General features: G+C 67.5%; 17 protein-coding genes. 10 read left to right on the forward strand and 7 right to left on the reverse strand.

Annotated features, from left to right (window positions below; all coding sequences use genetic code 11):
• Positions 1-116: 116 nt before the first annotated feature.
• The 3 genes from BPODLACK_RS11865 to cofD are packed head-to-tail and all read right to left on the reverse strand — an operon-like array spanning position 117 to position 3,078.
• Positions 117-701, reverse strand: coding sequence for an NUDIX hydrolase (locus tag BPODLACK_RS11865; RefSeq protein ID WP_159405372.1), 585 nt, complete (start codon positions 699-701; stop codon positions 117-119).
• Positions 698-2,047, reverse strand: a complete 1,350-nt coding sequence (locus BPODLACK_RS11870; protein ID WP_024500582.1) for a coenzyme F420-0:L-glutamate ligase — start codon at positions 2,045-2,047, stop codon at positions 698-700. Before BPODLACK_RS11870 ends, BPODLACK_RS11865 begins: the two co-directional genes overlap by 4 nt.
• The gene (gene cofD, locus BPODLACK_RS11875) at positions 2,044-3,078 is read right to left on the reverse strand and encodes a 2-phospho-L-lactate transferase (protein ID WP_024500581.1); all 1,035 of its coding nucleotides are present in this window, start codon (positions 3,076-3,078) and stop codon (positions 2,044-2,046) included. The genes BPODLACK_RS11870 and cofD overlap by 4 nt, the downstream gene beginning before the upstream one ends.
• Before the next feature lie 716 nt (positions 3,079-3,794).
• Here cofD and BPODLACK_RS11880 point away from each other — a divergent pair.
• Entirely contained in the window at positions 3,795-4,058 is a 264-nt protein-coding gene (locus tag BPODLACK_RS11880; protein ID WP_232513138.1) for a WhiB family transcriptional regulator, read from the forward strand.
• Between the two features lie 96 nt (positions 4,059-4,154).
• On the opposite strand, the gene BPODLACK_RS11885 is transcribed toward BPODLACK_RS11880, so the two are convergent.
• Entirely contained in the window at positions 4,155-4,676 is a 522-nt protein-coding gene (locus BPODLACK_RS11885) for a metallopeptidase family protein (protein ID WP_024500580.1), read from the reverse strand.
• A 103-nt stretch (positions 4,677-4,779) separates the two neighbouring features.
• On the opposite strand from BPODLACK_RS11885, the gene BPODLACK_RS11890 reads away from it, so the two are divergent.
• The 3 genes from BPODLACK_RS11890 (at position 4,780) to manA (ending at position 7,951) form a co-directional block, all read left to right on the forward strand.
• Complete coding sequence (locus BPODLACK_RS11890) at positions 4,780-5,340, forward strand: DUF3499 domain-containing protein (RefSeq protein WP_191834456.1); 561 nt, start codon at positions 4,780-4,782, stop codon at positions 5,338-5,340.
• A gap of 170 nt (positions 5,341-5,510) precedes the next feature.
• On the forward strand, positions 5,511-6,659 hold the full coding sequence (locus BPODLACK_RS11895; protein ID WP_024500578.1) for a hypothetical protein: 1,149 nt from the start codon (positions 5,511-5,513) through the stop codon (positions 6,657-6,659).
• The gene (manA, locus tag BPODLACK_RS11900) at positions 6,656-7,951 is read left to right on the forward strand and encodes a mannose-6-phosphate isomerase, class I (protein WP_024500577.1); all 1,296 of its coding nucleotides are present in this window, start codon (positions 6,656-6,658) and stop codon (positions 7,949-7,951) included. The genes BPODLACK_RS11895 and manA overlap by 4 nt, the downstream gene beginning before the upstream one ends.
• Positions 7,952-7,982: 31 nt before the next feature.
• Here the strand turns inward: manA and eccE are convergent, their stop codons facing one another.
• Positions 7,983-9,716 carry a type VII secretion protein EccE gene (eccE, locus tag BPODLACK_RS11905; RefSeq protein ID WP_024500576.1) on the reverse strand — a complete coding sequence of 578 codons (1,734 nt, stop codon included), beginning with the start codon at positions 9,714-9,716 and terminating at the stop codon, positions 7,983-7,985.
• A 201-nt stretch (positions 9,717-9,917) separates the two neighbouring features.
• Between eccE and eccB the strand changes: the two genes are divergently transcribed.
• Complete coding sequence (eccB, locus tag BPODLACK_RS11910; protein ID WP_159405373.1) at positions 9,918-11,396, forward strand: type VII secretion protein EccB; 1,479 nt, start codon at positions 9,918-9,920, stop codon at positions 11,394-11,396.
• A gap of 19 nt (positions 11,397-11,415) precedes the next feature.
• On the opposite strand, the gene hpxO is transcribed toward eccB, so the two are convergent.
• Both hpxO and BPODLACK_RS11920 read right to left on the reverse strand, forming a co-directional pair.
• Entirely contained in the window at positions 11,416-12,576 is a 1,161-nt protein-coding gene (gene hpxO, locus BPODLACK_RS11915; protein WP_159405406.1) for an FAD-dependent urate hydroxylase HpxO, read from the reverse strand.
• A 132-nt stretch (positions 12,577-12,708) separates the two neighbouring features.
• Positions 12,709-13,335 (reverse strand): TetR/AcrR family transcriptional regulator, encoded by a 627-nt coding sequence (locus BPODLACK_RS11920; protein ID WP_159405374.1) that lies wholly within the window; start codon positions 13,333-13,335, stop codon positions 12,709-12,711.
• 111 nt (positions 13,336-13,446) lie between these two features.
• On the opposite strand from BPODLACK_RS11920, the gene BPODLACK_RS11925 reads away from it, so the two are divergent.
• The 5 genes from BPODLACK_RS11925 (at position 13,447) to nrdF (ending at position 18,695) form a co-directional block, all read left to right on the forward strand.
• Entirely contained in the window at positions 13,447-14,004 is a 558-nt protein-coding gene (locus BPODLACK_RS11925) for an NAD(P)H-dependent oxidoreductase (protein ID WP_159405375.1), read from the forward strand.
• A 393-nt stretch (positions 14,005-14,397) separates the two neighbouring features.
• Complete coding sequence (locus tag BPODLACK_RS11930; RefSeq protein ID WP_006436022.1) at positions 14,398-14,634, forward strand: redoxin NrdH; 237 nt, start codon at positions 14,398-14,400, stop codon at positions 14,632-14,634.
• Between the two features lie 230 nt (positions 14,635-14,864).
• Positions 14,865-15,329, forward strand: coding sequence for a class Ib ribonucleoside-diphosphate reductase assembly flavoprotein NrdI (nrdI, locus tag BPODLACK_RS11935; protein WP_024500571.1), 465 nt, complete (start codon positions 14,865-14,867; stop codon positions 15,327-15,329).
• A gap of 100 nt (positions 15,330-15,429) precedes the next feature.
• Positions 15,430-17,622, forward strand: coding sequence for a class 1b ribonucleoside-diphosphate reductase subunit alpha (gene nrdE / locus BPODLACK_RS11940; protein ID WP_024500570.1), 2,193 nt, complete (start codon positions 15,430-15,432; stop codon positions 17,620-17,622).
• A gap of 68 nt (positions 17,623-17,690) precedes the next feature.
• A complete protein-coding gene (nrdF, locus tag BPODLACK_RS11945) occupies positions 17,691-18,695 on the forward strand; it encodes a class 1b ribonucleoside-diphosphate reductase subunit beta (RefSeq protein WP_024500569.1) in 1,005 nt (334 codons plus the stop codon).
• The last annotated feature ends 38 nt before the right edge of the window (positions 18,696-18,733 follow it).

An 18,733-nucleotide genomic window follows, 5' to 3' on the forward strand; every position in this document is an offset into this window, starting at 1 on the left:
CAGAACCCCCGCTCCCTGAGGAGCGTCCGGAGCTTGCGGAGGACGCAGAACCCCCGCTCCCTGAGGAGCGTCCGGAGCTTGCGGAGGACGCGTCACGAAGGGCTCGCGAGGTCGACTCACCAGGTCTTCGTGGCCAGCGCGGCCCGGATGAGCTCCGGGATGTCGGCGTCGGTGTCCGCCGGCAGATCGTCGATCGGCCACCACTGCAGGTCCACCGATTCCTCACTGCGTTCGAACGCCGGGAGGCTGCCGTCGGCAGTCGGGGCGGCGACCACCCGGTAGCGCACGTCGAGATGCCTGGTCGGCACGCCGAGTGAACAGGTGATCGGGTGGGTGTGCAGGTGCACGATGCCACCACTGCCGCCGACGCGATCGAGGTCGAGACCCGGGATGCCGGATTCTTCACGGGCTTCCCGCAATGCGGCGTCGGCCAGGGTCTCGTCGGTCGGCTCACAGTGTCCGCCGAGCTGAATCCATCTGCCCACGCGCGGATGCAGAGTCAGCAGCACATGGCTTCGATCGGCGTCGAAGACGATGGCCGACCCGGTGAGATGACCTGCCGCACAGGCGCGCAGGCAGGCGTCGGGAGTGGCGGCGAGGAGCGCGAGGTAGGCGTGCCGCAGGCTGTCCTGCGCCGAGTCCGGCGCCTGCCAGGCGGTCAGGGCCTCGACCGCCGAGGCGTGCAGCGACTCCGCGGTCACAGCTCGACCACCCACTCGTCGGTCGGCGCGGCGTCGCGCAGCGGGGCGGCCTCGAGCGGGTGCCCGATGGCGACGGCGCCCAACGGCTCCCACGACGAGTCGAGTTCGAGGACGCGTCGCACCGTCGGCGCGGCGAAGATCGTAGATCCGACCCAGCAGCTGCCGATCCCGCGGACCGACAGCGCGATGAGCAGGCTCGCCACGGCGCCGCCCGCGGCCACCGTGAACATGGTGTGCTCGGCCGCGTTGCGTCGCTCGTCGGGGTACTCGTGCACACCGTCGGGCACGAGGAACGGGATCACCAATTCGGGTGCGTCGTACAGAATCCGACCGCGACGGAGCCGCTTCTCGATCGATTCGGGTGTCTTGGCATCGGATTCGAGGTCGGCGCGCCATTCGGCGTTCATCGCATCGAGCAACGCACGACGCCGCTCGACCGACCGCACCCACACGAACCGCACCGGATGGGTGTGGTGGGGCGCGGGCGCCGTCAGGGCTTCCCCGAGTGCGGTCCGCATGTCGTCGGGATCGACCGGTCGGTCGTCGAAGGCGCGCACCGAACGTCGTGTGCGGATGGCCTGACGCCGCCCCAGGGCGATGGCCTCCTCCGTGCCGAGCCGGAACAGGTCCTCTTCGGCGGGCCGGATCAGATCGGCGGCGGTCGAACCGTTGTCGACGGGTGCGAACCCGCGGACGACGGCCACCGGGACAGCCGCGAGCTTGCCCTTGACCAGGTCGGCGGCCGCGGCCAGTTCGTCGGCGACCGCGATGTCGGTCACCACCAACGGATTCCCGTAGTCGTCGGTGCCACCGTCATACGGGTGGGTGACGGCGATGCCCGCCGAGCCGATCGCGACATCGGTCTGCCCGGTGCGCCACGCACGGCCCATCGTGTCGGTGATGATCACCGCGACCTCGAGGCCCGTTCGCTCGGCGATGGCGGCCCGCAACCGTGCCGCGCTGCCGTCCGGATCCTCGGGGAGCAGGGCCAGCTGGTCGGAGCGCACGTTGGAACCGTCGATCCCGGCTGCGGCCTGGACCAGACCCAGACGGCTCTCGGTGATGAGCGTGCGGTTCTTGCGGGCGAGCACGCGCACCGACTCGGCCTCGACGAGCTTGCGCCGCAGCGCATCACGTTCCTCCGGGTCGGCGGGTGCGTCGACCATGCGGCCCTCGGCCTTGGAGATGATCTTGCTCGTCACCACCAGGACATCGCCGGATTCCAGCCACGGTGCGGCGGCGAGGACCTCGGCGGCGACGTCGGATTCGTCGGTGAATTCGGGGAGCCCGGTGACGGGCCGGATCTCCAGGCCGTCCGGGGCGCGATGATCGGCGAGCTCGCTCACGCGGTGCCCACGTTCTGGTCCGGCAGCGCCACGTCGACGAGCGCGCAGGCCGCACGGATCATCTGCGCGGTGGCCTGCGGGTCGGTCATCAGCAGCGGGGCCGAACCGATCGAGATGCCGTCGACGCGTGCGTGGTCGCCCTCGGCGATCAGCCAGCCGTCGAGGATGCCGTTGCCGCTGCGGGCCCCGTAATGGGCGGCGATGGCCTCGGCCGACGATTCCACGCCGATCACCGACAGGCATTCGTCGGCCATACCGCGCAGCGGTCGGTTGTCGATGACCGGGGAGACGCCGACCACCGGGGCCGTCGTGGTCCGCAGTGCGCTGCGCATTCCCGGAACACTCACGATCGCACCGATGCTCACCACCGGATTCGACGGCGCGAGCACGATGACGTCGGCGTCGGCGATCGCGTCGAGGACACCGGGTGCGGGCGTGGTGTCGTCCGAGCCCACCTGCGCGAAGCCGAAGGTCGGGACCTGCGCCCGGTGGCGCACCCACCATTCCTGGAAGTGGATCGCGACCCGCTCGCCCTCGTCGCCGTCCGGTTTCGCGATCACCACGTGGGTCTCGTGCCGGTCGTCGGTCACCGGCAGCAGGCGCACCCCCGGGTTCCATCGGCGGCTCAGGGCGGCGGTCACATCGGACAACCGGTACCCGGCGTCGAGCATCTGGGTGCGGATCAGATGGGTGGCGAGATCACGGTCGCCGAGGCCGAACCAGTCCGGGTCCGCCCCGTAGGCGGCGAGTTCCTCTTTCGCGTGCCAGGTTTCACCGCGCCGGCCCCACCCACGTTCGGGGTCGATGCCACCGCCCAGGGTGTACATGCACGTGTCGAGGTCGGGGCAGATGCGCACGCCGTGCATCCACGCGTCGTCGCCGACGTTCACGATCGCGGTGATCTGATGTTCGCCGACACCGAGAGTGGGGTCGTCCGGATGCGGCGGGAACGGGGTGACACCCAGCAATTCGCGCAGTCCGAGGAGGAAACGGGCACCCCCCACGCCGCCGACGAGTACGGTCACCTTCACAGCAGGTACTCCTTCACACCGCCACTCTAGTGGTCGGCCGCGAGGGTTCGTACGCCGCTGTCATGCCCGTCCGGCGGGCTGGGAGGAGGGCTCGTGAGTGTGATCTTCGCTTCGCCTTCGCGTCATCGTCGTGTCGAGTCACAGATTTGTCGGCACGCGATGGTAAAGGGAATTCTTCGATTCAACTTGACCGGGACCGCCCTCGGCGTGTCTAATCACATCAGTGTCATTCCGAGTTTGAGATCGAGAACATTCGAAGTCGAGAACTACTGGCCTCCAAGGGATTCGATCATGTGTTCGAACTCGGCAGAGGGTCGGTGCCGGCATCGAGTGCCGTCGCTCGGGCGCTGTGTACAACGGATGCAGGGAGTTCGCGCACCCGGAGTACAAGTGGTGTGGCAGCAGTGGTGGGTACGGCAGCACGTCGTGTTCGCAAAGGACAGATTACGACCAACATCCCGAGCTAGGAGGCGCCGACGATGGCTTTGAACAACCCGATCGGCAATCCGCTTGAACCACATGATCGCCCGCAATTCATCGCAGAGTCTCCCGTGATGACATCCGCCCCGGAGATCGGTACCCCAGAATTCCGTACCCTTGGCCCCGTTGACGATTCGATGATCGGCGGCACCGCGCGTGCGGCCTCAGTCGAATTCGCCGCCGACGCAACCGGTCTCGCCGGTGCCGACGCGGACGAGTCGGCGGGTCGTCGTCATCTGGCCCTGGTGCCCAACGACTTCGACGACCTGTTCGACGCGGTCGAGGAGCAGTGGCAGGACCGCGCACTGTGTGCGCAGACCGATCCCGAGGCGTTCTTCCCGGAAAAGGGTGGATCGACACGTGAGGCCAAACGCATCTGCCAGGGCTGCGAGGTCAAGGCGGAATGCCTGGAGTATGCGCTCCACAACGACGAACGCTTCGGTATCTGGGGCGGGCTGTCGGAGCGCGAGCGCCGTCGCATCAAGCGCGGCATCATCTGACCGACGTCGCCGGAACGGCGTCGTCAGAACAGACGAATAGACCAGCGACAGCTGGACGCTCGACGGTCATCGTCGAACGCGATCATCGACCGCGGATCATTCAGGTCCGCGGTCGATCGTGTCTTCGTCGACGCCCAGGTGGGTCGCGACCTGCTGGACGAGAACCTCGTGTACCAACTCGAGAAGATCTGTCCCCTTCTTCGCGCGGGACTCCAGCGGCCGGCGGAACAGGATGATCTGAGCCCGCGTCGGAACCCCGTGGACGTCCATCCCCGCCGGGATCAGCCGTGCAAGCGGAACCGCACCGTCGGCGGTCACCTCGTCGGGCCACTCGACGGTCTCGGGATCTCGGGGGAGCAGGCGCGGGATCTCGTCGACGGCGATGTCGAGTCCGGAGAGCTGATCGTGCCACTGCGCGTCGATCTCGGCGAAGGCCTCCAGCGCGACGGCGTCGAACTCATCGGATCGGGTGTTGTAGGCGGGGACGTTCTGCGGCAGCAGCGGGGAACGCAGGCCGCGTCCTCGCCGGTCTCGGTACCGTTCGACCCGTCGTCGGCCACGACGAAGTCCCGGCTGGCCGTATGAGCCGCGCTGCGTCGGCTTCGGGTGGATGCGCATGGCGCGAGTCTAAGAGGTCGCAGTGGCTCGTGTCGCCCCCGCCTCGGCCCGTTGTGAGCGTGTCGAATCTGTGGTTGCGGACAGGGCGGGCTAATCTCGTCACGTGAAGCTTCCCCGTCTGTGCTGCCGACCCGGCTGCGCCCGATCCGCGGTGGCTACCCTGACCTTCGTCTACGCCGAATCGACTGCGGTGATCGGTCCACTGGCGACCTCGGAGGAGCCGCATTCCTGGGATCTGTGCGACGATCACGCCCGGCGGATCACCGTGCCGCGGGGGTGGGAGATGTTGCGCAGTGAGCGGGGATTCTCGGCACCTGCCGAGGACCACGAACTGACCGCCCTCGCCGAGGCCGTCCGCGAGGCCGGCGCCGTCGCCGGGGGTGCGCGCCCGGGCTTCGTCGATCGCGGGCCCCTCGGTCGTGGTTCGGATCGGATGCCGGTGGACTCCCTCGACGCCTTCGACTCGCGGGCTCGGGACGAGGCACGCGCGGCCGATGCCGCCTACGAGGCCGCCCTCGCGGATCGCCGGAGCGGCCGCCATCGCGCCGGGCCGGTCGACTCGCCGTCGCAGCCGCCGGCCGTTCCGGGAGTGCCGCGCCACCAGACGCGGCCACGTCCGGGCCGCCGCGGTCATCTCCGCGTACTCCCGGATCCGGTCGACTGAGCGGACACCACCACGCGGGGGGCGTGGAACCCGTTGTCGCCGTCGGGGGCCGCGGATCATTCGTGCTCCGGCCCGGACCCGCCCGCCCGTCCGAACCCGGTCCGAGAATCGAACGGGTGACTGTGTCGCGTACCCGGGCGTGTGTCCCCGCACCTGGCTACGCTGGTTCCATGCGTACCGGTACACCCGACCTCGACGATGCCGAGGAGTTGTTCTCCGCGGACGTCGACGGACTGCTGCGGGCCGTCGCGCTCGCCGGAGCGCAGGTCCGTGCCACCGCCGAGGCCGTTCGTGAGGGTGTCCTCGCCCCTCTCGCGGACCTCCGACCACGTAGCATCGTGGTCGTCCACGGTTCCAGCGAGGTCTCGCATCGGGCGGCCGAGCTGAGTGTCGCCACCCTCGCAGCGCGTGTCGACGTCCCGGTCGTGAGTGGTCCCGTCCTGCCTGGCTGGGTCGGTCCTCTCGACGTCGTGATCGTGGCCGGCGAGGATGCCGGAGACATGGCGCTGGCGGATGCCGCCGCGCGCGCCCAGCGTCGTCGGGCGGAGGTGGTCGTGGCCGCGCCGATCGCCGGCCCCTTGCGGGATGCCCTGGGCGGCAACGGAATCGACCTCTCTCCGCGGTTCGACGTCGAACCGCGCTTCCGTTTCGTCGGTTTCGTCGCGGCACTGCTGGCGGTGTTCGGCGCACTGACGCAGGTCCGTGTCACCGGCCCGACGCCCGTCCTCGACGACCTGGCCGACGCGCTCGACGCCGAGGCCTCCGGATCGCATCCTTCCCGCGAGACCTTCCACAATCGCGCCAAGTCGCTGGCGGTCCGCGTGCAGGGCCGTCCCGCCGTCTGGACGTCGGATTCGCCGGCGGGTTCGGTCCTGGCCGCTCACGCCGCCTCCAGCTTCGTCGGGTTCGCCGGGATCATCAGCGCAGTCGCCGAACTCGGCGACGTGGCGAGGATGTCCCGGCTCCTGGAGTCGCGGCCGGGCGGAGCGCCGGCCGCCGACACGATCTTCTACGACCCGGAGTTCGACGGTCCGGCACAGGAGCCGGCTCCCCGCATCATGGTGGTGTCGACTCCCCGGCGCGAGTGGTACACCCGGCAGCGAGTGATGGGATTGGGCGACGTCGATCTGGTTGTCGGTGCCGACGAGGCAGGCGGGGTGCCGCCGGGTGGCGGCCAACCGTGGGACGACCGGCGTCCGGCACCGGGTGAGGACCCGGTGGCCGACGGCCCGGGGGACGTTCTCGGTTTGTTGGTCGTGGCGTTGCGGGTCGAGATGGCGGCGGTGTATCTCCGCCTGATTGGGAACACGGTGCAATGAGGATTCTCGACGGAGTGGTGCGCCCCTACGCGTGGGGTTCACGGACGGCCATCGCGTCGATTCAGGGCAGGCCTGTCCCGTCGGCCCATCCGGAAGCCGAGCTGTGGTTCGGTTCGCACCCGGCAGGTTCGGCGCGATGTGTCGACCCCTCCGGTCCCGAGCAGGACCTCGGCGAGGTGATCGACGCCGATCCGGTGGCGACACTCGGCACGGCCAGTGCGGCCGAGTTCGGCAATCGGCTCCCGTTTCTGCTGAAAGTCCTCGCCGCCGAAGAGGCCCTGTCGCTGCAGGCGCACCCCTCCGCGGAACAGGCGCGAGAGGGGTTCGAACGGGAGAACGCGCGTGGCCTCGCCATCGACGCCCGCGACCGCAACTACCGCGATCCGTGGCACAAGCCGGAGCTGATGGTCGCCACCACGCCCTTCGATGCGCTGGCCGGTTTCCGCGATCCGCACGAGACCATCGCCCTGCTTCGCGAACTTCAGGTCAGCGAACTCGACCATTATCTGGGAATGCTTGTCGGGCAACCTGATTCAGAGGGGCTCCGGGCGGTGTTCACCACCTGGCTGACACTGCCGGAGTCGCTGATACGTCAGCTCGTGCCCGCGGTACTGCACGGCGCGATCGAGGTGCTGAGCGCGGGGCGCACGGAGTTCGCCGCCGAACTGCGCACGGTGTGTGAACTCGGTGAGGACTATCCGAACGATCCCGGTGTGCTCGCCTCGTTGCTGCTCAATCACGTGCACCTCGAGCCGGGGCAGGGTCTGTACCTGCCGGCCGGCAATCTGCACGCGTACCTCCGTGGCACCGGCGTGGAGATCATGGCCAACTCCGACAACGTCTTGCGCGGCGGCCTCACGCCCAAGCACATCGATGTGCCCGAGCTGTTGCGCGTCCTCGATTTCACCCCGGTCGACTCCGCCCAGCTGGCACCGCCGGTGCGCATGATCGGCGCGGAACGTGTGTACCTCACCCCCGCGCCGGAGTTCCGGCTGTCCCGGGTCGAGCTGGACGGCACCGGGCTGCATCATTCGTCGTCGATCTGTTTCGACATGCCGGGGCCTCAGATCCTCGCGGTGCTCAGTGGTGCGATCGAGGTTCGTCCCGCGGGTGGCGCGCCGCTGACAGTGCAGTCCGGTCGTGCCCTGTGGATCACCGACGACGACCCGGACGTGATCGTGCGGGCCGCCTCGGCGCGCGCGGTGTTCTACCGGGCGCTCGTGCCGGTTGCGGTGTCGGCTGCCGACGGGGTGTCCGCGTCCGCGCCGGCCGCGGCGACAGCCGCTGAGTGATACCGCGGCGACAGCGCTCAGTGATACGGGCTTAGCGCCGAACGGGTCCGGCGGGTGTGTGGGCCGCGGGTTCGGGGTAGCCGCCGATCAGGTTCCACTCGTCCGGGGTCGCGACCATCGTCACCAGGATCGGTTCTCCGCCGGTGTCGAGTGAGAGGTCCTGTGGCGCACGCGGATTCTGCATCAGAGCGACGGTGTGCCCGCCGGCCGGGTCGTCGACGCCCGGTGCGGACACGATCATCCGCGTCGTATCCGGTTGGGGGGATGGAGGACTGACGCCGTCGACGATGACCAGCGCCGGTCCCGGACGGGCCGGTGTGCGGTCGCCGGCCAGTGACAGTGCGCTCGGATCGGCGACCGCGGTGACCAGTGGCGCCCAGCGATGCGGTCGGTCGGTGTGGACACGGACCGAGGCACCCACAGCCACCGCGCGCAGTGCCATCTGCGCGACGACGTGGATTCCGGCGGCAACGGAGACGGTGGCGATGCCGGGGCCGACGAGTCGGGTGGCGACGGCGCGGCCCGCGTGGTCGGCTCCGATGAGCTGACCGCACCCTCCGGCGGGGAGGCGAACCGATCCCAGGAAAGCCTGGGCCGCGTCGCCGGTGAGGGTCGGCAGGGCCCGGTCGAGGCGGGTGGGCGTCGCGATCGGAAGGCTGACCGCGAGGGCGTCGAACTGGCGTCCGTCGAGCGGTTGCAGGCCGGCCGGCCACGACGGCACCGACCGGCGCGCATCCGGGAACTCGTTGAACCGGACGAACGCGGACACCTCGACCTCCCGTCGTCCCTTGCGGTGACGGCGGTCGGCGGTGATGTGCCGGAGTCGGATGGTGAGTGTCGTCGAGACGGCCGAGTTGACCCAGACGTCGCGGACGACGGCGGGCAGCGCTTCCGATTCGACTGCGGCACTCCGGATGCGGAGCCCCGACACCCCGACCGATTCCCACTCCTCGGCCAGGGAGTCGAGGCCGGCTCCCTCGGTCAGCTGGGTGGTGACCGAGGTGATCTGTGCGGCGGACAGGATGGTGGTGGTCAGCCCGTGCTCGGCGAGGCGTTTGGCGACGCGGCGCGTGGTGACCGTCGCGGTGCGCAGGGCACCGGTCGCGCCGCCGCCGCGCCGCGCCACGGCGTCGGGGCACTCGAGTGGATCGAGCCGGAGCACGACGAACACCGAGCGCTGGGCGGTCGCCGACAGCGGTCCGAGGGTGCGGTCATAGGTCGCTGGTGCCACACCGGAACCCCACACGCGCACACCGTGACTGATGACCTCGATGGAACTGAGCGCGATGTCGTAGCGGTCGATGCATTCGGCGAGGACGTCGAGCGGAACCAGTTGGCCCGTCTCGCCGGCGAGCGTGCTGTTGCCGGGGGTCAGGTAGGTGACCGCGGGGCCGCCGGGGTCGACCCGGACCACGGTGACCAGGGTGTCGCCCACCCAGCGGGCGCCGATGGTCGTGGGTGCCGACGAGCGGCGTGCTGATGGACGAGTCGACGATCCGGACAGCGGGACGTCGAAGGGGGCCGGGTTGAGGTCGGCGGGGCTCCGGCGCATCCGCAACCAGGAGAACGACATCCGTGCGCCGATCCGCCCGAACAGAGACCGGCCGCCGACGCTGACCAGTCCGGCTGCGACCACCACGGCCACGATCAGTGCCGACGAACCCCACACGCTGCCGGACAACGCCCACACGACGAGGCCGAGAGCCACGATCACCTCGATCACCAGGAGTGTGCGAAGCCCCGTCGCACGCGTGTTCCGATCCACGATCCCCCCTCGATCCCGGTGCCGCGTCGAATGCGGCGCCGCCCGTCGGTGTGTCCACAGGCGGCTGAGCCCCGCACGTGAGGGGCCTGATTGTCGGTTAGGCTACTACCGCGCGGCAGGGGGTATGCCGCAGGAGATCACAACCGGTCCACAGCGGCGCCCGTTCGCGGGCGGCTGGGATCGGTGCGGACAGGGGGAGTCGTGGCACGTCAGCTCACGACCAAGGCGCAGGTCAACGGCTATCGTTTCCTGATCAAGCGGCTCGAGCACGCGCTCGTGCGCCGCGATGTGCGAATGCTGCACGACCCGATGCGATCCCAGTTGCAGGCGCTGGTGGTCGGCACGATTCTGGGCCTGCTCGTTCTCGGCGGTTGCGGGGTGTACGGTCTCGTCCGGCCGCAGGGTTCGGTCGGGGACGCGACCATCATCGTCAGCAAGAACAGCGGCAGCACCCATGTCCTCGTCGAGGACACGCTGCACCCCGTGCTCAATCTCGCCTCGGCCCGGCTGATCACCGGGAGTTCCGAGAAGCCGACGTCGGTGGCGGACACCAAACTCAAGTCCTATCCGCGTGGCCCTCTGCTGGGAATCCCGGGTGCACCCGCGTCCCTGCCGGGTTCGGCGCACCAGGGCAACTCCGTGTGGACGGTGTGCGATTCGTCGACCGTCGCGTCGGATTCGTCGAGTGAGTCGATCCGGCAGACGGTCATCGGTGAGAAGCCCGCGTTGGGTTCGTCGACCGTCGAGACCGCGCGCCCGGCCGACGCGGTGCTCGTCCGTGCCGGCGACGAGATCTTCCTGGTCTATCAGCTGTTCCGGGACGGTGCATGGAGCCCGGTTCGCGCGGAGGTCGACACCGGCAGCGCCCCGGTCATGCGGGGTCTCGGACTCGACGGAGTGACGCCGCGGCGGATGACCCCCGGCCTGCTCAACAGCTTTCCGCTCGTCGATCCGCTGACGGTGCCCGCCATTCCGGGCGCCGGACAGCCGGGCGCGGTGGACTCGGCGACCGTCGGCTCGGTCGTGAAGTCGGTCGGCGTCGACGACGAGACGACCTATCACGTCGTGCTCCGCGGCGGTGTCCAGGAGATCAGTGCCCCGACCGCCGAGATCCTGCGTCTGGCCGACCGCGACGGCGCCGCGCCCGTCAGAACGGTGGCGCCCGGCGAGCTCGCGACGCTGAAGGTGGTGGAGGAGTTGCCGATCGGCGACTTCCCGCAGGCCGACCCGTCGTTGCTCGGTCTCGCTGCCGATCCGACGCTGTGCCGCAGCTGGTCTCGTGGCACCGACGAGCCTCGGGCCGAGACCGCATTGCTGGCCGGGCGTGCCCTTCCGCTCGCGTCCGATGCGGTGCCGGTACGCCTCACCTCGGCCGACGGTGTCGGACCCGGTCTCGACGAGGTCTATCTGCCGCAGGGGTCGGGGGAGTATCTGCAGGTGACCGGTAACGAGGCCGACAGTGCCCGCACCGAATCGCTGTTCTACGTGAACGATTCGGGTGTACGGTTCGGGATTCCCGACCTCGAGACCGGTGGGATCCTCGGGCTCGGTGACTCGCCGGCGCGTGCACCGTGGTCGGTGGTGTCCCTGCTCGCGCCCGGTCCGACGCTCTCCCGGGAGGCCGCGCTGGTCGCTCACGACGGATTGAAGACGGCCGAGATCGGCCGGGACGGCGAGTAGTTCGCATTCGGGCGGAGCCTCAGGACGTGAGCGGACCGCCGACGATGTTGCCGACGATGCCGCGGATGATGTTGGTGCCGTCCTCGCTGCGCAGTTCGTCGTACCAGGCGGCGGTCTTCTCCGGGTCCTTGCCATGGGTGACGTCGCTGCGCTTGCGGGCGCGGAGCACCAGATCGCCGGCGCGTTCGGTGCGCGCAGCCTGGTAGGCGTCCAGGGCGGCGATCGGATCGTCGGGGTGGTCGCGGAAGGCGAACTGCAGTGCGACCGCGTCCTCCATCGCCGAGCATCCACCCTGTCCGATGTCGGGCGTGGTGTTGTGCGCGGCGTCGCCGAGCACGGCGACGCGTCCCTTGACCCAGGTGTCGAACGGGTCGAGGTCGAGGATCTCGACCCGATTGGTGGTCGCGGGATCGAGTTCCGCGATGAGGGTCTGGACGCCGGGCGCCCAGTCGGCGAACTCCGCGGCGAGCACCTCGCGCGCGCTGCCGCGTTCGAACGGAACGCCCTCGGGCATCGGGACGTCGAAGAAGAAGTAGAAGCGGTTGCCCGCCACCGGCATCACCGACACACGCCGTGAATCACCCACATAGGTGGTCCATTCGGTGGCCGGGCCGATCTTCTCGTCGACCTCGACGAGTCCGTTGAAGTTGACGTACCCCGCGTAGCGGCGCGCAACCGGGCCGCCCAGGACGTATTCGCGGGCCAGTGACCTCGCGCCGTCGGCGCCGATCACGATGTCGCCGGAATCGGTGGTCCCGTCGGCGAATTCGACGGTGGCACGATTCTCGTCGCTGCGGACCGCCACCATCTCCTTGCCGAAGTGGATGTCGTCGAATCCATACGCGTCCATCAACATCTGCTGCAGTTCGGCCCGCGCGATCGGGTACGGACGCTGACCCACCTCGTCGATGAGTGGCTGCATGCTGAAGCGGCACATGGTGTCACCGGTGAAGCCGTCGACGTAGCTCATCGAGTGGAGGATCCCGCCGATCTCGGCGGTCTCCTTCTCCAGCCCGAGGTGGTTGAGGCACTTGACCCCGTTGGACCACACCGAGATCGCGGCACCGACGGGCTTGTTCTCGGTGACCTGCTCGTAGACCTCGACCTCGATTCCCAGCTGTCTGAGAGCGATGGCCGCCGACATACCGCCCATACCTGCGCCGACGATCACTGCCTTCACGCTCACCACCGCTTTCTCCGATGTCACCCGCCGGCCGCTTCTCACCGACACGACACAAGGCTAAGACGCGACCGACGCTGGTGCGCGACCAAACATCTCGTCCGGCCTACGAGAGGACAGTGGGGGTGGGGATCACTGCGAACGGCGGGAGGCCACGAGAGCGGTGACCATCTCCTGCCACTGTGTGGTGATGGTCTCGAGATCGAGGCCGACCTCGACCATCAGATACCGGACCGACCCGGCGGCCAACGGTGCCTGCACGGCCAGCGACATGAAGTCGAGCTCGTCCGCGAAACCCAACTGCCGCAGCAAGATCTGTACGTGCTGGGTCGACGCGCGACCCACCGGGTGGGTCATGAAGTCGTCGGCGGCCGCCCCGGCCTCCAGCAGGATGTCGAGGTGGTCGCAGGTGAGTTTGAGCCGGGCGCGGCCGTAGGCCAGCAACCGGTCGAGCGGGGGCGCGCCGGGACCCAGGGGTTCGGGTCCGGACAGGTAGGCCTGCTGCATCTCGGATTCGGAATGGTCGAGCAGTGCGAGCATCAATCCGGTGCGGTTGCCGAAGCGTCGGAACACCGTGCCCTTGCCCACACCTGCCTCGCGGGCGACCGCTTCCATGGTGACCGCCGCCGCGCCGTGGTGATCGATCAGGTTTTTGGCGGCAGCCAGCAACAGACGCCGATTTCGTGCGGCGTCGGCACGTTCGGTCCCCGAGTTGTTGAAGGAGATATGGAGCGGGGAGTGGTCTGGCCCGTTCGGCACGTGATGAGGGTAACTCTTTACCTCGGCCTGGAATCAATCGGACCCGGGTCCGGTTACTTGATGCGTATTCACGGTCCCCTCCGGGCCGATGCCCTCGTCGAAAGGAATGACATGTCGGATCGAACTGTCGAATTGGTTGCGCTCGTCGGAAGCCTTCGTGCTGCCTCCGTCAACCGGCAGCTGGCCCAGGTCGCTGCCGACAATGCTCCCGCCGGGGTCGACATCACGGTCGTCGACGATCTCGGTGCGCTGCCGTTCTACAGCGAGGACATCGACGTCGAGGGCGCCCTCCACGACGGTGTGGTCGCCCTCCGTGAGTCCGTGGCCAAGGCGGACGGAGTGCTCATCGCCACCCCCGAGTACAACGGCACCATTCCGGCCGCGCTCAAGAACGCCATCGACTGGCTGTCGCGTCCCTACGGCGCCGGGGCGCTGGGCGGCAAGCCGGTGGCGGTGCTGAGTGCGGGCCTCGGCCAGTACGGCGGACAGTGGACCCGTGAGGACACCCGTAAGTCGGTCGGCATCGCCGGCGGTCGCGCGATCGAGGAGGCCGACCTCGGTCTGCAGATCCCCGCGCTCCCGGAGGGTGGCCTCACCGATCCCACGATCGTGGCGAAGGTCGTCGCGTCGGTCGCCCGCCTCGTCGACGAGGTCGCCGTCAGCGCCTGACCTGTTCTCTGGTTTCTTCGACGCCGCACCGGGCCCACGCCCGGTGCGGCGTCGTCTTGTCGACGAGCTGGGGATTGTGGACTGCCGGTGCACATGTTGTGGAGCAGTCCTGGACAACCTGTGAGCGACACGCCGTACGGGCCCGTGACACGCCGGAATTTCGAATCCTGCACCCCTCCGACCTGCATGTCTTCCACCGATGTTATTCACAACCCCTTGTGGTGACCAGAAATGTCAGCCACTAGGTGTAGTGTTTGCGGTACCAGTCAGGCGGACAAGAGGAAGTGGATCCACTCCTCCGGAAACGCCAGGGAGACGGTGACGTAGGTCACCATCTTCACGCTGGGAAACTGCACGTCACTGGCGATTCCTACGACCGAGGAGAACCTCTCGATGTCTTCCATCACCGTCTACACGAAGCCGGCATGTGTCCAGTGCAACGCCACCTACAAGGCCCTGGACAAGCAGGGTCTGTCCTATGAGGTCGTCGACATCAGCCAGGACCCGGAAGCCCGCGACTATGTGATGGCGCTCGGTTACCTCCAGGCCCCGGTCGTCGTCGCCGGCGACGAGCACTGGTCGGGCTTCCGTCCCGACCGCATCAAGGCGCTCGCCACTGCTGCTGCCTGATCTCCGCAGTCTGCTGTCACCGTCGACCCGGGCGCGGGTGCGATCCGAAGGGGAAGCCGGATCCGCCGCGTCGGGATGTGACAGCCGAGAGTGACCCCGGTCTCGGATCGGGAAATGGTCACGAGGGTTCCGGTGTTGGAACCAGATGGCGTCGGTGATCGGCGCCGTCGATCAGAACGCAAACGAACAGACGTTCCACACGGTCATCGTCAGCAGGGTTGGAGGGAGACATGTCGGCCACGTCGCCGTTGATCGTCTACTTCTCCTCGGTCTCCGAGAACACCCACCGATTCGTCGAGAAGCTGGATATGCGCTCGGTGCGTATCCCGCTGACCGGAGCGGCCGGTGAATTCCGTGTCGATGAGCCCTACGTGCTGATCTGCCCGACCTACGGGGGAGGCAAGGCGACGGGCAAGCCCGGCGGTTTCGTCCCCAAGCAGGTCATCCGCTTTCTCAACGACGAACACAACCGATCCCTCATCACGGGGGTGATCGCGGCCGGCAACACGAACTTCGGTGAGGAGTTCTGCTACGCCGGCGACATCATCTCGCGCAAGTGTCGCGTGCCCTACCTGTACCGATTCGAATTGATGGGCACCACCGACGACGTCGACCGCGTGCGTGCGGGACTGGCCGACTTCGCCCAGAGTCCCGCGTTCGCGGCAACCGGTTCGCTCCACGCCGCACCCGCCTGACAGTCGGCCGGGCGCGCCGCCACCGGACTGTCACACCCCGCCCATACTCTGCCCATGAGGCACTTGGTAAGCCCACCACTATCCGCAGGAGTCATCTGTCGTGTCGCCCACCGCCGCCGTCTCGGACACCTCTTCAGCAAGTAAGTCGGGCGTGCATGCCGGCCCGTCGGGCCATGAGCCCGGCGAGCTGGACTTCCACGCGCTCAACGCGATGCTCAACCTGTACGACGCCGACGGGAAGATCCAGTTCGACAAGGATCGTGAGGCCGCGCGCCAGTACTTCCTGCAGCACGTCAACCAGAACACCGTGTTCTTCCACGACCTCGACGAGAAGCTCGACTACCTCGTCGAGGAGAACTACTACGAGCCCGAGGTCCTCGCCAAGTACGACCGCGAGTTCGTGAAGGGCCTGTTCAAGCACGCCTACGACAAGAAGTTCCGGTTCCCGACGTTCCTCGGGGCGTTCAAGTACTACACGAGCTACACGCTCAAGACCTTCGACGGCAAGCGCTACCTGGAGCGCTTCGAGGATCGTGTCTGCATGGTGGCGCTGACGCTGGCCGACGGCGACACGGCACTTGCCCGCGACCTGGTCGACGAGATCATCTCCGGCCGCTTCCAGCCGGCCACGCCGACCTTCCTCAACTCGGGCAAGAAGCAGCGCGGCGAGCCGGTCTCGTGCTTCCTGCTCCGCATCGAGGACAACATGGAGTCGATCGGCCGCTCGATCAACTCGGCCCTGCAGCTGTCCAAGCGCGGTGGCGGAGTTGCGTTGCTGCTCTCCAACATTCGTGAGCACGGCGCTCCGATCAAGAAGATCGAGAACCAGAGCTCGGGGGTCATCCCGATCATGAAGCTGCTCGAGGACTCCTTCTCCTACGCCAACCAGCTCGGTGCGCGTCAGGGCGCGGGTGCGGTCTACCTACACGCCCACCACCCCGACATCTACCGCTTCCTCGACACCAAGCGCGAGAACGCGGACGAGAAGATCCGCATCAAGACGCTGTCGCTCGGCGTGGTCATCCCGGACATCACGTTCCAGCTGGCCAAGGCCAACGACGACATGTACCTGTTCAGCCCGTACGACGTCGAACGCGTCTACGGCGTGCCGTTCGCCGACATCAACGTCACCGACCGCTACCACGAGATGGTCGAGGATCGTCGAATCCGCAAGACCAAGATCAAGGCCCGCGAGTTCTTCCAGACCCTCGCCGAGCTGCAGTTCGAGTCGGGTTACCCGTACATCATGTTCGAGGACACGGTGAACCGGTCGAACCCCATCGACGGCAAGATCACCCACTCCAACCTGTGCTCGGAGATCCTGCAGGTCTCGACGGCGTCGACCTTCAACGACGATCTGTCCTACTCCCATGTGGGCAAGGACATCTCGTGCAACCTGGGGTCGCTCAACATCGCCAAGACGATGGACTCGCCGGACATCGGCCAGACCATCGAGACCGCGATCCGCGGACTCACCGCGGTGAGCGATCAGACCTCGATCACCTCGGTGCCCTCGATCGAGCACGGCAACAACAACTCTCACGCCATCGGTCTCGGCCAGATGAACCTGCACGGCTACCTGGCCCGCGAGCGCATCTTCTATGGCAGCGAAGAGGGCATCGACTTCACGAACATCTACTTCTACACGGTGCTCTTCCACGCACTGCGCGCGTCGAACCGGATCGCTCGCGAGCGCGGCCAGGCGTTCACCGGCTTCGAGAAGTCGAAGTACGCGTCGGGTGAGTTCTTCGACAAGTACACCAACAAGGCATGGGAGCCGGAGACCCAGAAGGTCCGGGACATCTTCGGACAGGCGGGCATCCACATCCCGACCCAGGACGACTGGCGCGAGCTGAAGGAAGCCGTGCAGCGCGACGGCATCTACAACCAGAACCTGCAGGCGGTTCCGCCGACCGGTTCGATCAGCTACATCAACCACTCGACCAGCTCGATCCACCCGGTCGCGGCGAAGATCGAGATCCGCAAGGAAGGCAAGATCGGTCGCGTCTACTACCCGGCGCCGTACATGACCAACGACAACCTGGAGTACTACCAGGACGCGTACGAGATCGGGTACGAGAAGATCATCGACACCTACGCGGCGGCGACCCAGCACGTCGACCAGGGCCTGAGCCTGACCCTGTTCTTCAAGGACACCGCCACCACGCGCGACGTCAACAGGGCGCAGATCTACGCATGGCGCAAGGGGATCAAGACGCTGTACTACATCCGTCTGCGCCAGATCGCCCTCGAGGGGACCGAGGTGGAGGGCTGCGTGTCATGCATGCTGTGACCCCCTGCTCCGCAATGCCTTTCAGCAATCCCGGCCCCCACACGACCCGTTAGACGAGGAACAGTCACATGACCTCCACCGAAAGCCACAGCCCCGCCGACGGCGCGCCCATCAAGCTGGTCAGCCGGGTCTCGGCGATCAACTGGAACCGTGTCCCCGACGACAAGGACGCCGAGGTGTGGGATCGCCTCACCGGCAACTTCTGGCTGCCGGAGAAGGTGCCGGTGTCCAATGACATCCCATCGTGGGGGACGCTGACCGAGTACGAGAAGCAGCTCACCATGCGGGTCTTCACCGGCCTGACGCTGCTCGACACCATCCAGGGCACCGTCGGCGCAGTGTCGCTGATCCCGGACGCCACCACTCCGCACGAGGAGGCGGTGCTCACCAACATCGCGTTCATGGAGTCGGTGCACGCCAAGTCCTACAGCTCGATCTTCTCGACCCTGTGCTCCACCAAGGAGATCGACGAGGCCTTCCGCTGGTCGGAGGAGAACGAGCAGCTGCAGCGCAAGGCGCGCATCGTCATGGACTACTACCGTGGCGAGGACCCGCTCAAGCGCAAGGTCGCCTCGACGCTGCTCGAGTCGTTCCTGTTCTACTCGGGCTTCTACCTGCCGATGTACTGGTCGAGCCGCGCCAAGCTCACCAACACCGCCGACCTGATCCGCCTCATCATCCGCGACGAGGCCGTCCACGGTTACTACATCGGGTACAAGTACCAGCGCGGTCTGGAGACGCAGTCGCCGGAGCGTCGTCAGGAACTCAAGGACTACACCTTCGAGTTGCTGTTCGAGCTGTACGACAACGAGAGCGACTACACCGAGACGCTCTACGACGAGGTCGGGCTCACCGAGGACGTCAAGAAGTTCCTGCGCTACAACGCCAACAAGGCGCTGATGAACCTCGGCTACGAGGCGATGTTCCCGAAGGACGAGACCGATGTGAACCCGGCGATCCTGTCGGCACTGTCGCCGAACGCCGACGAGAACCACGACTTCTTCTCGGGGTCGGGTAGCTCGTACGTCATCGGCAAGGCCGTCAACACCGAAGACGAGGACTGGGACTTCTAGATCCCACCCGATCTATGGCCCGGAGCCGCGCTCAGCGC

Source organism: Gordonia sp. YY1 (assembly GCF_009872315.1).
Lineage (GTDB): Bacteria > Actinomycetota > Actinomycetes > Mycobacteriales > Mycobacteriaceae > Gordonia > Gordonia amicalis.

What these genes read in the sequence shown, in the direction of transcription:
- BPODLACK_RS11895 (WP_024500578.1), top strand. Translation starts at nt 5,511, where the DNA reads ATGCGTACCGGTACACCCGACCTCGACGATGCCGAGGAGTTGTTCTCC.
- BPODLACK_RS11885 (WP_024500580.1), bottom strand. Translation starts at nt 4,676, where the DNA reads ATGCGCATCCACCCGAAGCCGACGCAGCGCGGCTCATACGGCCAGCCG.
- nrdF (WP_024500569.1), top strand. Translation starts at nt 17,691, where the DNA reads ATGACCTCCACCGAAAGCCACAGCCCCGCCGACGGCGCGCCCATCAAG.
- manA (WP_024500577.1), top strand. Translation starts at nt 6,656, where the DNA reads ATGAGGATTCTCGACGGAGTGGTGCGCCCCTACGCGTGGGGTTCACGG.
- nrdI (WP_024500571.1), top strand. Translation starts at nt 14,865, where the DNA reads ATGTCGGCCACGTCGCCGTTGATCGTCTACTTCTCCTCGGTCTCCGAG.
- BPODLACK_RS11925 (WP_159405375.1), top strand. Translation starts at nt 13,447, where the DNA reads ATGTCGGATCGAACTGTCGAATTGGTTGCGCTCGTCGGAAGCCTTCGT.
- BPODLACK_RS11930 (WP_006436022.1), top strand. Translation starts at nt 14,398, where the DNA reads ATGTCTTCCATCACCGTCTACACGAAGCCGGCATGTGTCCAGTGCAAC.